The organism is Hydrogenophaga sp. RAC07 (assembly GCF_001713375.1).
GTDB lineage: Bacteria > Pseudomonadota > Gammaproteobacteria > Burkholderiales > Burkholderiaceae_C > Hydrogenophaga.
Window position 1 is genome coordinate 4,350,276 of the sequence record NZ_CP016449.1, and the last position, 14,066, is coordinate 4,364,341.

The 14,066-nt window shown below is 62.7% G+C and carries 10 protein-coding genes and 1 pseudogene; 7 read left to right on the forward strand and 4 right to left on the reverse strand.

Annotated features, from left to right (window positions below; all coding sequences use genetic code 11):
• Window positions 1-80 precede the first annotated feature (80 nt).
• Together BSY239_RS20355 and BSY239_RS20360 are read left to right on the forward strand one after the other, a co-directional pair.
• Window positions 81-1,991, forward strand: coding sequence for a DNA/RNA non-specific endonuclease (locus tag BSY239_RS20355; protein ID WP_069048413.1), 1,911 nt, complete (start codon window positions 81-83; stop codon window positions 1,989-1,991).
• Between the two features lie 46 nt (window positions 1,992-2,037).
• Window positions 2,038-2,367 carry a hypothetical protein gene (locus BSY239_RS20360; RefSeq protein ID WP_069048414.1) on the forward strand — a complete coding sequence of 110 codons (330 nt, stop codon included), beginning with the start codon at window positions 2,038-2,040 and terminating at the stop codon, window positions 2,365-2,367.
• Between the two features lie 286 nt (window positions 2,368-2,653).
• Here BSY239_RS20360 and BSY239_RS20365 read toward each other — a convergent pair.
• The 4 genes and pseudogenes from BSY239_RS20365 to dnaA all read right to left on the reverse strand — a co-directional run.
• Window positions 2,654-3,529, reverse strand: a pseudogene (locus BSY239_RS20365) (DUF2130 domain-containing protein); the annotation flags it as partial.
• Window positions 3,530-4,187: 658 nt separating this feature from the next.
• Entirely contained in the window at window positions 4,188-6,806 is a 2,619-nt protein-coding gene (gyrB, locus tag BSY239_RS20370) for a DNA topoisomerase (ATP-hydrolyzing) subunit B (RefSeq protein ID WP_069048415.1), read from the reverse strand.
• An 80-nt stretch (window positions 6,807-6,886) separates the two neighbouring features.
• A complete protein-coding gene (dnaN, locus tag BSY239_RS20375; RefSeq protein ID WP_069048416.1) occupies window positions 6,887-7,993 on the reverse strand; it encodes a DNA polymerase III subunit beta in 1,107 nt (368 codons plus the stop codon).
• A 162-nt stretch (window positions 7,994-8,155) separates the two neighbouring features.
• Complete coding sequence (gene dnaA, locus BSY239_RS20380) at window positions 8,156-9,574, reverse strand: chromosomal replication initiator protein DnaA (protein WP_156775544.1); 1,419 nt, start codon at window positions 9,572-9,574, stop codon at window positions 8,156-8,158.
• A 222-nt stretch (window positions 9,575-9,796) separates the two neighbouring features.
• Here dnaA and rpmH point away from each other — a divergent pair, with 222 nt between their 5' ends.
• The 5 genes from rpmH (at window position 9,797) to mnmE (ending at window position 13,998) form a co-directional block, all read left to right on the forward strand.
• Window positions 9,797-9,931, forward strand: coding sequence for a 50S ribosomal protein L34 (gene rpmH, locus BSY239_RS20385; protein ID WP_006299042.1), 135 nt, complete (start codon window positions 9,797-9,799; stop codon window positions 9,929-9,931).
• An 80-nt stretch (window positions 9,932-10,011) separates the two neighbouring features.
• Entirely contained in the window at window positions 10,012-10,431 is a 420-nt protein-coding gene (locus BSY239_RS20390) for a ribonuclease P protein component (RefSeq protein ID WP_083240231.1), read from the forward strand.
• Complete coding sequence (gene yidD, locus BSY239_RS22250) at window positions 10,421-10,708, forward strand: membrane protein insertion efficiency factor YidD (protein ID WP_083240093.1); 288 nt, start codon at window positions 10,421-10,423, stop codon at window positions 10,706-10,708. Before BSY239_RS20390 ends, yidD begins: the two co-directional genes overlap by 11 nt.
• On the forward strand, window positions 10,705-12,417 hold the full coding sequence (gene yidC / locus BSY239_RS20395) for a membrane protein insertase YidC (protein WP_069048418.1): 1,713 nt from the start codon (window positions 10,705-10,707) through the stop codon (window positions 12,415-12,417). The genes yidD and yidC overlap by 4 nt, the downstream gene beginning before the upstream one ends.
• A gap of 186 nt (window positions 12,418-12,603) precedes the next feature.
• Complete coding sequence (gene mnmE, locus BSY239_RS20400; RefSeq protein ID WP_069048419.1) at window positions 12,604-13,998, forward strand: tRNA uridine-5-carboxymethylaminomethyl(34) synthesis GTPase MnmE; 1,395 nt, start codon at window positions 12,604-12,606, stop codon at window positions 13,996-13,998.
• Window positions 13,999-14,066: the final 68 nt, after the last annotated feature.

The following is a 14,066-nucleotide window of genomic DNA, read 5'->3' on the forward strand; positions in this document are numbered from 1 at the left end:
AATGGCCGCTCGACGGCGCTTGACGGCGCTTATTTCGCAGGACTAAGCTCCGTCACGCAAAAACAGGAAGGACTGCAGAAATGCTTAATTCAAGTGATGCTAAAGAGTTGGTCTCTAACGCGCGGATCGCGGGTGTCATTGCTGATCGGCCCCTGCGCGATGAGATTGCGGCGATTGCGGCGTCCGGCGGCTGGACGCGCTTTCCTGAGCTTAACGCCAGCGCCAAGATGGTCGCGGAACACTTGGGCAAGGCACCCAACGCAAAGGCCGACGAGCGCTTCTTCGACTCGCGCGCCATCAGCGAGGCAATCATTCACGCGTTCGGCCGGCCGGTCCTTCATATCAAGGACGGCGTTTTCGAGCAGGCGGACTCCAAGGAAATCGAAAAACTCATCTCGCCGCATCGCAAGAAGCTCGTCGCCCCCATTTCTTCCGTGGGCCGCTTGGAACTGATGGACCACGACACTATGGAATGGGTCGGCACGGGCTGGCGCATCGACGATGATCTCTTGGTCACCAATCGCCATGTTGCGCTTGTCTTTGGGGCACAGCAGGGTAAGCGCTTCTTGTTCCGGACCAATACCGTCGGTAGGTACGTCAGAGCTCGGATCGACTTCCGCGAAGAGCACCGTGTCCCTGACTTCAGCGAGTTCAATGTCGCTGAGATCGTCTGGATCGCGCCGGATGTTGACGAGGCGCCCGATATGGCCATCCTCAAAGTCCACAAGGACGCAGGCCTACCAAAGCCGCTCTCGCTGGCGACCAAGGACGTTGAGGCGGGCGAGGACATCGCCGTTGTCGGATACCCTGCGCGCGACAGCCGCAACGACGCGGGCTTGATGAGCCGGATTTTCGGCGATGTCTATGACGTCAAGCGCTTCTCACCGGGCAAGGTCCAGGCGGTTCCGAAGGGCGTTTGGCACTTGACGCACGACTGCACGACGCTCGGCGGCAACTCTGGCTCGGCCGTACTCGGCCTCGGCAGCGGGCAGGTAGTCGGCCTCCACTTTGGCGGCCAATTCCGCAAGACAAACTTCGCGGTCAAGGCTAGCATCATCCGCCAGCTTCTGCGGCAGCGCTCCTGGGTCCCGGTCTCGCGCACCGAGCTTAAGTTCGGCGAAGAGGCGTTCAAGGAGGTTAAGCGCACTGAGGCTGATTTAAGCGGGCGGGCGGGATATGCCGCGGACTTTTTGGGGCCCCGAGTTTCTATGCCCTCATTTACGAAGAGCAGTGGCGCGGGGGTCAAGGGCGCCGGGTCACCCCTGCATTACATGCACTTCTCTATCGTCATGAGTCCAACCCGGCGCTTGCCTGCGATTACCGCTGTCAACATAGACGGAGCTTTAAAGATCAAGCTCAAGCGCAAGGACACCTGGGGCTACGACCCGCGCATCAAGAAGGATACACAGGTGGGCCACGCCGAGTTCTACGGGCCCGAAGCTTTTGACAAAGGCCACATGGTGCGACGCGAGGACCCCGGCTGGGGCGATACCGAGAAGGAGGCTCTGCTCGGGGAAGACGACACCTTCGTATACACCAACGCCGTCCCGCAGATGCCCCAGCTCAATCAGCGCGCCTGGCTTTCACTCGAGGACTACGTTCTAAGCAACGCCAAGACACAGGGCTTCAAGATTTCAGTGTTTACAGGCCCGGTGTATCGGTCCGACGATCGCACCTACTCTGGAATTCAGGTGCCGGAGGACTTCTTCAAGGTTGTGGTGGCTATCGACGTCGACAGCGGCGAGTTGCTTGTCTCGGCGTACATGCTTTCCCAGGAGGGCATGATGCCCGAAGAGGGCTTTCGCTACGGTCCGTTCAAGACCTACCAAGTCCCACTCTCAAAGGTTGAAAACGAAGCAGGGCTTCGATTTTCCGCCGCCGTAAGAGCGGCCGACGTTTTTGCGGGCCAAGTGGCCACGGAGGCGATGGGGTCTGGCCGTTTCTTAGTTATTGAGGGTCCGTCCGACATCGTGCTGAGGAAAGTCAAGTGAGCTTCGTTTAGGCGCGCTCGATGTAACGCTATCAATGGAGGAAAAGATGAGTGATTCGACTGTGATTGCTGCCCTTGGGTCCCGCGCTGTTGGCGTCGCGCTTGAAACCGTTGACACCAAGATCCTCGGCGATATAGCGCGAAGCTTGTTCAGCGGCAAGGGTATACAGCAGGCCAAGCTGCAAGAGCTTGCCCACGGCAGCCAGGAGTTCCCGGCCATCGCTGCAGTCGCGATCGGATTCGCGGCGGGAGCCGCGGCTCGACTTGCCGGCAAGGACAAAGAGTCTGTGATGACCGATGAGGCGTTTCCTATCGCGGTTGCCGCGTTCTTGGCCGGCGCCGCAGCCGGCGCCAAGGCCGTTGACGGCAAGCTGTAGGCGAGCGGACCAGATGTCAAAGCCTTGTTGTTACATAGCGGCTGAATCGGAAAGAGGGCGCCGCCCTAAGCGCCGGAGCTGGGAGAATTCATCGGTTCTTTGGTATTTGCTGGGCTTTCCCCAGTTTCCCGGGCAGCTTGCTTATGGGTGACGTCACGCTTTTGCCAACTTCTCTTGGTGCTTGATGAGGACTTGATTCATACGGGCGCTACCTGTCTGAAGGTGAACCTGGGCTTCCCCCGGTCTCCCGGACGGTTTGCTTGGCCGGCAAAGTCTCTACGACAGATCAAGCGCCCGATGGGTCTTGGTTCTTCAGCTCTGAAAACTTGGCAGCCATCGTCGGGTTGCCCCGAGTCAGCTTCTTGATCGTCACATCCTGTGCCTTGTCGTTCGCGAGACGAAGGTTTCTGTCGGTGCCAAGCAAGGCCTCCTTCGTTTTCTGAAGGTGGTCGATCGACTTGTCGATCTCCTCAATTGCTGTTTGGAACCGCCTGGAGGCAAGGTCGTAATTCTTCGCAAACGCGGTCTTGAACCCCTCGAGCTCGTTCTCAAAGTTCGTGATGTCGATGTTCTGCGCCTTGAACAGCGCCAGCTCCGTTTTGTACTTGACCGAGTTCATCGCCGCATTGCGCAGCAAGGTGATGATCGGGATGAAGAACTGAGGGCGGACGATGTACATCTTCGGGTACCGGTGGAACACGTCGAGGATGCCGGTGTTGTAGAGCTCGCTGTCGGGTTCCAGCAGTGACACCAGCACGGCATACTCGCACCCCTTCTCGGTGCGATCCTTGTCGAGCTCCTTCAGAAAATCTTCGTTCCTGTTCTTGGTCGCGGTCCGATCGCTCTCGTTCTTCATCTCGAACATGATCGAGACGATCTCGGTCCCCGCCTCGTCCGAGTCACGGAAAATGTAGTCGCCTTTGCTGCCCGTGCGCGCGTCATTGTCCTTCTCGAAGAAGGCCCTGGGGAATGCGGTGGCTCGAATGCGGTTGAACTCGGTCTCGCAGTGCTGCTCCAGGGTTTCGCCCACCATCTTGGTGGACAGCCGAGCCTTCAGGTCTCTTAGACGCTCGATGGCGTCATCGCGATCCTTGATCTGCGTCTCGTACTTTTCCTTGAGTGACTTCTCGGCAAGTTGTTTCTCGAGCTCCGCTCGGTCTAACTCGTTCTTTATGGGATGTTTGTGCTCCCCCGCAAGCCGGTGACCGCTGACTGTCTGACCCCAAACATCAAGCGTGCATCGGCGACGGCCGGATTCCGCTGCATTCCGCCTATTCAGCAACGAAAGGCGAACGGCCTCAATGGGTCAAAACTTAAGTCCACGCAATGGGAAAGCAGTCAATCGCGCGGCGTCTGGCTGGTCGCAAACGTCACATAACCGATGTACCTCGTAAGGAGGCCATACAGACCTGCGTCGGTCGCCATGCCCAAATGCCGCTTCGCGGCATCCCTGAAGAGGACACTTCGCTGCTCTCACCAGCGGCTGTTGCGGCGCTGCCGCCGTACGCAGCTTGAGACTTCGGCAGCGGTCGAAGTCTCAATGAAGACTAGACGATAAGTTTCGGCTTGGACCTGAACTGCTAGCGCTGTACGCGTTCGAGCAACGGTCGACATACCCGACGAACAGACTGGACAAAACGGCTTAGCTCCGGCGAAGGATGCATTTCTTGAAAATGTAACTTAGTCAATGACTCGAAAGAGAGTGACCGCAAACTCACTTTTTCGGCACAGGGCGAGAAAGTCCGACTATTTCAGCGCTTTGAGTCTTGGAAACATCGGTTCAGTCCAACGAATTTGAGTTCCTCTCAGGGACCTACACATCAAACGTCGATATTCCCTGCCCGCAGCGCATTCGCCTCGATGAAGTCCCGGCGCGGCTCAACCTCGTCGCCCATGAGCATCGTGAACACGCGGTCGGCCTCGATCGCGTCGTCGATCTGCACGCGCAGCAGGCGGCGCACGGTCGGGTCCATGGTGGTTTCCCAGAGCTGGGCGGGGTTCATCTCGCCCAGACCCTTGTAGCGCTGGCGTGCGGTGGTGCGCTCGGCTTCGCTGATGAGCCAGCGCATGGCCACGCGGAAGTCGGCCACTTTTTCTTCTTTCTGTTTTTCACCTTCGCCGCGCATGACCTTGGCGCCTTCGCCGAGCAGGCCGCGGAAGGTTTCGGCCGCAGTGGCGAGTGCCGCGTAGTCGGCGCCGTGCACGAAGTCCTGCGTGAGCACGCTGCTCTTGGTGTTGCCGTGGTGGCGGCGGCTGATGCGCAGGATGGGTTTGTCGGTGCGCACGTCGAACTCGGCGGCCACTTCGGCGGGCACACCGGTGGTGGTGAGTTCGCGCAGCTTGGCCTGCAGGGCGATGGCGCTGACCTCGGCCTGCTCCACAGAGTCGAGGTTGAGCGACACGCCGTCGGCGATCGAGCGCAGGGCTTCGGCGTCCATGAAGTTGGACAGACGAGCGATCACGCTCTCGGCGATCTGGTGCTTGCGTGCGAGCTCGCCCAGCGTGTCGCCCGTGAGCGTGGTCTGGGTGGCGCCGCCGGTGAACACGCTGGCATCCTTGAGCGCGATGCGCAACAGGAAACCGTCGAGTGCTGCCGCGTCTTTCAGGTACAGCTCTTCCTTGCCGGACTTCACCTTGTAGAGCGGCGGTTGCGCGATGTAGATGTGGCCGCGCTCAACGAGCTCGGGCATCTGGCGGTAGAAGAAGGTCAGCAGCAGGGTGCGGATGTGGGCGCCGTCCACGTCGGCGTCGGTCATGATGATGATGCGGTGGTAGCGCAGCTTGGCGACGTTGAAGTCGTCCTTGCCGTCGCCGTTGGCGCTTTCACCGCCGGCCTTGCCGATGCCGGTGCCCAGTGCGGTGATGAGCGTGAGGATTTCGTTGGAGGTGAGCAGCTTTTCGTAGCGTGCCTTCTCCACGTTCAGGATCTTGCCGCGCAGCGGCAGGATCGCCTGGAACTTGCGGTCGCGGCCCTGCTTGGCGGAGCCGCCGGCGGAGTCGCCCTCCACGATGTAGATCTCGCACAGCGCCGGGTCTTTTTCCTGGCAGTCGGCCAGCTTGCCGGGCAGGCCCATGCCGTCGAGCACCCCTTTGCGGCGGGTCATTTCGCGCGCCTTGCGCGCCGCTTCGCGCGCACGGGCGGCGTCCACGATCTTGCCGCAGATGATCTTGGCGTCGTTCGGGCGTTCCTGCAAATAATCGGCCAGCAGGCGGCTCACGATGTCTTCGACCGGACCACGCACTTCGCTGGACACCAGCTTGTCCTTGGTCTGGCTGCTGAACTTGGGTTCGGGCACCTTGACCGACAACACGCAGCACAGGCCTTCGCGCATGTCGTCACCGGTGACCTCGACCTTGGCCTTCTTGGCGAAGTCGTTGTCGTCGATGTACTTGTTGATCACCCGCGTCATGGCCGCGCGCAGGCCGGTGAGGTGGGTGCCACCGTCGCGCTGCGGGATGTTGTTGGTGAAGCACAGCACCTGCTCGTTGTAGCCACTGTTCCACTGCATGGCCACTTCCACGCCGATGTTGGTGCCCTGGTCGCTCGCGCGGTCGCCCAGCGCGTGGAACACGTTGGGGTGCAACACCGTTTTGCCCTTGTTGATGAAGTCGACAAAGCCCTTGACGCCGCCGGCACCGGAGAAGTCGTCTTCCTTGCCGCTGCGTTCGTCCTTCAGGCGGATGCGCACGCCGTTGTTCAAGAAGCTGAGTTCGCGCAGGCGCTTGGACAGGATCTCGTAGTGGAAATCGGCGTTCTCGCGAAAGATGTCGTAGTCGGGCAGGAAGTGCACCTCGGTGCCGCGCTTCTCGGTGTCGCCGGTCACTTTCATGGGCGAGACTTCGACGCCGTTGGCGGTTGTCTCGATGATGCGGTTCTGCACGAAGCCGCGCGCGAACTCGATCTGGTGCATCTTGCCTTCGCGGCGCACGGTCAGGCGAAGCCACTGGCTCAGCGCGTTCACGCAGCTCACGCCCACGCCGTGCAGGCCGCCCGAGACCTTGTAGCTGTTCTGGTTGAACTTGCCGCCGGCGTGCAGCTCGGTGAGCGCGATCTCGGCCGCCGAGCGCTTGGGCTCGTGCTTGTCGTCCATCTTCACGCCGGTTGGAATGCCGCGGCCGTTGTCGGTGACGCTGATGGAGTTGTCGCTGTGGATGGTCACCACGATGTCGTCGCAGTGGCCGGCCAGGGCTTCGTCGATGGAGTTGTCGACCACCTCGAACACCAGGTGGTGCAGGCCGGTGCCGTCGGACGTGTCGCCGATGTACATGCCCGGTCGCTTGCGCACGGCCTCCAGGCCTTCCAGGATCTGGATCGAGCCCTCGCCATACCCTTCGCTCGCACCGGCCTGGTGGGCGTCGATGGTGGGCTGGAAGTTGGAGCTGTCGGCGTTGGCCGCACCGGTGTTGACGGAATCGGCGGGCTTGTTGGCTTCGGACATAGGGGACTTTTCTCAATCGCTAGAAAGGCCAAACCCGCTGGGCAGCGGGTCGGGCTTGGGGGAGAGGGGATCGCGGCCGATCAGATCCGCATCGGCATGACAACGTACTTGAAGGCGTTGTCGTCGGGGTTGGTCACCAGCGCGGAGCTGTTGCCGTCGGACAGTTCGATGCGAACCATCTCCTGCGACATGTTCTGCAGCGCGTCGATGAGATACGTGACGTTGAAGCCGATCTCGATCGTGTCGCCACCGTAGTCGATGTCGAGCTCGTCGACGGCTTCTTCCTGCTCGGCGTTGCTGGAGGCCACGCGCAGGATGCCGGGTTCGATGTTCAGGCGCACGCCCTTGAACTTCTCGCTCGTCATGATGGCGGTGCGCTGCAGCGAAGCCAGCAGCGGCACGCGGCCCAGCGTCACGATGTTCTTGTGGTTCTTCGGGATCACACGGTTGTAGTCGGGGAACTTGCCCTCGACCAGCTTGGTGACGAACTCCATGCCGTCAAAGCTGAACTTGGCCTGGTTGGCGGCGAACTGCATCTCGATCGCGCCTTCCTTGTCGGACAGCAGGCGCTGCAGTTCCAGCACCGTCTTGCGCGGCAGGATCACCTCTTGTTTGGGCACTTCCACGTCGAGCGTGGCGCTGGCAAACGCGAGGCGGTGACCGTCGGTGGCCACCAGGCTGAGCTGCTTGCCTTCGGCCACGAACAGGATGCCGTTCAGGTAGTAGCGGATGTCGTGCACCGCCATCGAGAACGACACCTGGCCCAGCAGGCTCTTGAGCGTTTTCTGCGGCACCGAAAACACCGGGCCGAAACTGGCGGATTCCTGCACCAGCGGGAAGTCTTCAGGCGGCATGCTCTGCAGCGTGAAGCGGCTCTTGCCACCTTTGAGGATGAGCTTGCCGGCGCTGGATTCCAGGCTCACGCTCTGGTCGCCCGACATGGTGCGCAGGATGTCGATGAGCTTGCGCGCGCCCAGCGTGGTGGCGAAGCTGCCGCTGTCGCCGTCGAGCTCGGCGGTGGTGCGGATCTGGATTTCGAGGTCGCTGGTGGTCAGCTGCACCTGCGAGCCGGTCTTGCGCAACAACACGTTGGCCAGGATGGGCAGGGTGTGGCGGCGCTCCACGATGCCGGCCACCGATTGCAGCGCGGCCAGAACCTTGTCCTGGGTCGATTTGAAAACGATCATGTCAGACTCTTTCGTCTCTGGTTGCTTGTGGTCCGGGGGTTGCCTCCCCGGCGGGCCCTGCGTTTGTCGGAGCCAAATCTTCGCTATTTTCGCTGTTTTGAGGACGCCCCCGGCAAAACGGCTTCTCGCTCAAAAACGGCTCCCAAACTTAAGCTTCATGCCTCAGCCCTTGAGGGTCTGTTCCAGCACGTGCAGCTGCTGGTTGAGCTCGGTGTTCTGCTGGCGTTCGGCCCCGATCTTGCGCACCGCGTGCAGCACCGTGGTGTGGTCGCGCCCACCAAACAGTTCGCCGATCTCGGGCAGGCTCTTCTGGGTCAGTTCCTTGGCGATGAACATGGCAATCTGGCGCGGCCGCGCAATGCTGGCCGGGCGTTTCTTGCTGTACATGTCCGCCACCTTGATCTTGTAGAAGTCGGCCACGGTCTTCTGGATGTTCTCCACGCTGATCTGCCGGTTCTGGATCGACAGCAGGTCTTTCAGCGCCTCGCGCGCCAGCGCGATCGAGATCTCTTTCTGGTTGAAGCGCGAATAGGCCAGGATCTTTCGCAGCGCACCTTCGAGCTCGCGCACGTTGGAGCGCACGTTCTTTGCCACGAAAAACGCCACCTCTTCGGGCATCACTGCGTTCTCCACCGCTGCCTTGTTGATCAGGATGGCCACGCGCATTTCGAGCTCGGGCGGCTCGATCGCCACCGTCAGGCCCGAGCCGAAGCGTGAAACCAGGCGATCGGAAATGTCGGCCAGGCCCTTGGGGTAGGTGTCGCTGGTCAGCACGATGTGGCTCTTCTTGGCCAGCAGGGCTTCAAACGCGTTGAAGAATTCTTCCTGCGTCTTTTCCTTGCCGGCGAAAAACTGCACGTCGTCGATCAGCAGCAGGTCGAGCGAGTGGTAACGCTCCTTGAATTCATCGAAGGTCTTGCGCTGGTAAGCCTTGACCACATCCGACACAAACTGCTCGGCGTGGATGTACAACACCTTGGCCTGTGGACGGTCGGCCAGCAGGTGGTTGCCGATGGCGTGCACCAGGTGGGTCTTGCCCAGGCCCACTCCGCCGTAAATGAAGAGCGGGTTGTACAGCTGACCCAGGCTGCCGGCGATGTGCATGGCGGCGGCGCGTGCCATGCGGTTGGCCGAGCCTTCCACCAGCGTGGAGAACGCCAGCGCCGGGTTCAGCCGGGTCTTGGGGCCACTGGGCGCGGCCACTTCGGCCGGTGCCAGGTCGGGCAGTTCGGCCAGCACCTGTTCTTGTGCCGTGCGGGGCGCTGGTGACGTGCGGCTGGGCCCTTCGCGCGGAGCAAGCACCAACTCCAGCGCGACGGGTGTGCCCTGGATGGCCTCCAGCAAGGCGGTGATCCGGGTGGCGTACTGGGTGCGGATCCAGTCCAGTTTGAAGCGGTTGGCCACCGACACGGTGACCCGGGAGGCGTCGGGCGCGACGGTTGCGGAGAGAGGGCGGATCCAGGTGTTGAACTGCTGTTCCGGGATGTCCTGCGAGAGCCGGTCCATGCAGGCCGACCACAATGAGAGGGTGTCTGCGCCGCCGGAAGACAGGGACGCGCTGGGGGGAAGGCCCTCGATCATGCTGGGATGCGGTGTTGTTGTGGTTGTGGACAAATGATGCGGGGCGCGTCGGGCATTGTAGGGGCGCCAGCGACTTATCCACAAGACGTTCGAGACACCGCCCCGGCGCCGCAAGAGGGGTGTGCTCCTGAAGTGAATCGTCGGCACGTCCAGCCAAGTGCTTGCCGCTCTAGGGATTTCTTTGCGATAATTGCGGGTTTTCCCGATTTGTAAGAGACCACCATGAAACGCACCTACCAGCCCTCCAAGATCCGCCGCGCCCGCACCCACGGCTTTCTCGTTCGCATGAAGACCCGTGGCGGCCGTGCCGTGATCAACGCCCGCCGCGCCAAAGGCCGCAAGCGCCTGGCTGTCTGAGTCGGCGCCTTGAATCGGCGCCTGTCGTGCCGGCGTCCCTGTGCCCGGCCCGCCTGCCGCCGGTCGGCGGCGGTTGCGCAGTGACCCAGCGCCTGAGGTCCCGCCAGCAGTTCCAGGCCGTCATGGCTGGAGCGCCCGTGGCCAAGACTCCCCACTTCGCCCTGCACCGCGCAGCCCTGGACGTCCCCGTCGAGGGCAGGCCGTTGTTTCCGGTGGCCGATGCCTGGCTGGGCGTGTTGCTGCCCAAACGCTGGGCGCGCCGTGCCGTCACGCGCAACGCCATCCGCCGCCAGATCTACGAAGTGGCGAGGCACCGCGCTGCCCCGCTGCCGCAGGCCGCCTGGGTGGTGCGCCTGCGCAGCGAGTTCAGCCGCAAGCAGTTCGTGAGCGCCACATCCGACGCACTCAAGCGCGCCGTTCGGCAGGAGCTGGAACAGCTGCTGGCGCGCGTCCCGGTGCCCCAACCCGCCGCGCCAGTGGAGGCCCGTGATGTGGTCTGACTGGCCGCGCCAGGCGTTGGTGGGTCTCGTCAAGGGTTATCGGCTGTTGCTGAGTCCCTCGTTGGGCAGCGGTTGCCGCTTTGAGCCCACGTGCTCTGTTTACGCCTTTGGCGCGTTGGAACAGCACGGCGCAGCAGCAGGCACGTATCTCACGGCGGCGCGTCTGGTGCGCTGCCATCCCTGGTGCGAAGGTGGTTTCGATCCGGTGCCCGAGTCCCGGCCCGCCCTCTTTTCCCGTCTGATTTCACCCTCCTCAGCAAAGAAGAACGCGTCATGAATGACATCCGTCGGTCCATCCTGTGGGTGGTGTTTGGTCTGTCCATGGTCCTGATCTGGGACAAATGGCAAATCCACAATGGGCAGCAGCCCACCTTTTTCCCGGGATCCACCACCGTGGCGGCACCGGCCGCAGCACCTGCCCCGGCTGCAGACGCGAGCCTGCCCACGGCGGTGGCCGCGCCTGCGGGCGCCGCCGCTGCCAGCGCCGTGCCGGGCGAAGCGCCCGCCGGAGCCCCGAGCCCGGTGGCCGCACGCCACGAGGTGACCACCGACGTGTTCAAGCTGGTGTTCAACACCGAAGGCGGGTCGCTGATCGGCGCAGAGTTGCTCAAGCACGCCGAAGCCACGCAACAGAGCAAGGACCAGAGCGAACAGCCGTTCACCCTGCTCACACAGAACGCCGACCGCATCTACGTGGCACAGACCGGTCTGATCGGTGGTGCCTTTCCCACCCACAAGACACCCATGACGCTGCTCACACCCGAGACCGCGCTGGCCGATGGCCAGAACGAGTTGCAGGTGCGCTTTGAGTCGGCCGACGTGGGCGGTGTGAAGCTGATCAAGACTTATACGCTCACGCGTGGTCGCTACGACATCGCGGTGAAGCACGAAGTGCAGAACCTGGGCACGCAGGCCGTGAGCCCGCAGCTGTACGTGCAGCTGGTGCGCGACGGCAGCAAGCTCAGCAGCGAAACGCCTTTCTATTCGACCTTCACCGGTCCCGCGGTCTACACCGACGAGAAGAAATACCAGAAGGTCGAATTCGCCGACATCGAGAAAAACAAGGCCGAGTTCACCAAAACCGCCAGCGATGGTTATGTGGCCATGGTGCAGCACTACTTTGCGTCGGCCTGGCTGCTGGACGCAGGCGTTGCGCGTGACAACTTCGTTCGCAAGGTGGACACCAACCTGTTCGCGGCGGGCAGCATCACCAACCTGTCGGCCATCGAGCCCGGCCAGACACAAAGCGTGCAGGCCCGCCTGTTCGTCGGTCCGCAAGAAGAGAAGGTGCTGGAGACCATCGCCCCTGGCCTGGAACTGGTCAAGGACTATGGCTGGCTGACCATCCTGGCCAAGCCGCTGTACTGGCTGCTGGAGAAGATTCACGGCTTCGTGGCCAACTGGGGTTGGTCCATCGTGCTGCTGGTGGTGCTGATCAAAGCCGCGTTCTACTGGCTCAACGCCAGCGCCTACCGCAGCATGGCCAAGATGAAGAAGATCAACCCCCGCATCATGGAAATGCGCGAGCGCCTCAAGGGCAACCCGCAGGGCATGCAGCAGGAAATGATGAAGATGTACCGGGAAGAAAAGGTCAACCCGCTGGGCGGCTGCTTCCCCATCCTGATCCAGATCCCCGTGTTCATCGCGCTATACTGGGTGCTGCTCTCCAGCGTTGAAATGCGCAACGCACCATGGATGGCCTGGATCACCGACCTGTCCTCGCCCGATCCGTTCTTCATCCTCCCGCTGGTGATGGCTGTCACCACCATGATCCAGACCGCGCTCAACCCGCTGCCGCCGGATCCCCTGCAGGCCAAGCTGATGTGGCTGATGCCGCTGATGTTCTCGGTGATGTTCTTTTTCTTCCCGTCCGGCCTGGTGCTGTACTGGATCACGAACAACGTGCTGACCATCCTGCAGCAGGCTTTCATCAACAAGAAGATGGGTGTGCCGCTGAAGTTCAGCATGCCGAATTTCAAGGCGTGACCCCCAAGGGCACGTATGACCCCCCTGCGCCGCTGACGCGGCTTCCCCCCTGAAAGGGGGCGGCGTCTTGGGCCGGCGGAGCCGGACCCTTGACGCCCCTGGGGCGAAGGCAGCTTCTCTCCACCCGCCGGGCCTGCTTTGCAGGCCCTCGTTGTTTCTGGGCCTGGCCCTTTATGCTCGACTCCCATGCTCGCTGCCTCGCGTGACCCCATCATTGCCATTGCCACCGCGCCCGGTCGGGGTGGGGTGGGCATTGTCCGGGTGTCGGGGCGGGGGTTGGGGCCGTTGGTGACGGCCCTGCTGGGGCGGGCTTTGAAGCCGCGCGAAGCCACCTATGTCCCGTTTGCCGATGCAACGGGGCAACCCATCGACCACGGCCTGGCCTTGTGGTTTCCGGGCCCGAATTCGTACACCGGGGAAGACGTGCTGGAGCTGCAGGGCCATGGCGGTCCGGTGGTGTTGCAGCTGCTGGTGGCTCGTTGCCTGGACGTGTCGCGCGAGCTGTTGCCCGCCTTGCGCGTGGCCCGCGCGGGTGAATTCACCGAACGCGCGTTCCTCAACGACAAGCTGGATCTCGCGCAGGCCGAGGCGGTTGCCGATCTGATCGACGCCAGCACCGAAGCGGCGGCGCGCAGCGCGTCGCGATCGCTTGCCGGCGTGTTCTCGGGCCGCATCCACGAATTGCGCGACGCGCTGGTGAACCTGCGCATGCTGGTGGAGGCCACCCTGGACTTCCCCGAGGAAGACATCGACTTTTTGCAGAAGGCCGACGCCACCGGGCAGCTGCGGCGCTTGCGCGAGGCGCTGGCCGCTGTGCTGGCACAAGCCCGGCAGGGTGCGCTGTTGCGCGATGGTTTGCAGGTGGTGATTGCGGGCCAGCCCAACGCCGGCAAGAGTTCGTTGCTCAACGCATTGGCCGGGGCTGAGCTGGCCATCGTCACGCCGGTGGCGGGCACCACGCGCGACGTGGTGCAGCAGACCATCCAGATCGAAGGTGTGCCGCTGCACGTGGTCGACACCGCCGGCTTGCGCGACAGTCCCGATGTGGACGAGGTGGAAAGGATCGGCATCGAGCGCGCCTGGGGGCGGATCCGGCAAGCCGACGTGGTGCTGTTCCTGCACGACCTGACCCGAACCGACACCGCCACCTACCAGCGCGCCGACGCTGCCATTGCGGCCAACCTGGCGCAGGCGGTACCGGCCACGGTGCCGGTGCTGCACGTGTGGAACAAGCTTGACCAGAGCCCCGAGGCGCCGACCGCCCTGCAAGACGGGGTGGCGATTTCCGCCAAGCGGGGAGAGGGTCTGGACGTGCTGCGCCGGCGCCTGCTGGCCCTCGCGGGCTGGCAGCAATCCGGTGATGGTTTGTTCATGGCGCGCGCACGTCACCTGCAGGCACTGGCGCTGGTGGACGACCATCTGGTGCAAGCCGATGCCTTGCTCGCCGCCCGCGCCGAGCACCTGGACCTGCTGGCCGAAGAGCTGAGGCTGGCACAACGGGCCCTGGGCGAGATCACCGGTGAGTTCACCGCCGACGATTTGTTGGGCGAGATCTTTTCGCGTTTCTGCATCGGAAAGTAGACCGGCAGCGCCGCCCGGGACGCTGCGAATGCCGCTCGGCGGTGCAGATGTAAACACAGGTAATTACA

What these genes read in the sequence shown, in the direction of transcription:
- BSY239_RS20355 (WP_069048413.1), top strand. Translation starts at nt 81, where the DNA reads ATGCTTAATTCAAGTGATGCTAAAGAGTTGGTCTCTAACGCGCGGATC.
- gyrB (WP_069048415.1), bottom strand. Translation starts at nt 6,806, where the DNA reads ATGTCCGAAGCCAACAAGCCCGCCGATTCCGTCAACACCGGTGCGGCC.
- dnaN (WP_069048416.1), bottom strand. Translation starts at nt 7,993, where the DNA reads ATGATCGTTTTCAAATCGACCCAGGACAAGGTTCTGGCCGCGCTGCAA.
- rpmH (WP_006299042.1), top strand. Translation starts at nt 9,797, where the DNA reads ATGAAACGCACCTACCAGCCCTCCAAGATCCGCCGCGCCCGCACCCAC.
- yidC (WP_069048418.1), top strand. Translation starts at nt 10,705, where the DNA reads ATGAATGACATCCGTCGGTCCATCCTGTGGGTGGTGTTTGGTCTGTCC.
- dnaA (WP_156775544.1), bottom strand. Translation starts at nt 9,574, where the DNA reads ATGATCGAGGGCCTTCCCCCCAGCGCGTCCCTGTCTTCCGGCGGCGCA.
- yidD (WP_083240093.1), top strand. Translation starts at nt 10,421, where the DNA reads ATGTGGTCTGACTGGCCGCGCCAGGCGTTGGTGGGTCTCGTCAAGGGT.
- BSY239_RS20360 (WP_069048414.1), top strand. Translation starts at nt 2,038, where the DNA reads ATGAGTGATTCGACTGTGATTGCTGCCCTTGGGTCCCGCGCTGTTGGC.
- mnmE (WP_069048419.1), top strand. Translation starts at nt 12,604, where the DNA reads ATGCTCGCTGCCTCGCGTGACCCCATCATTGCCATTGCCACCGCGCCC.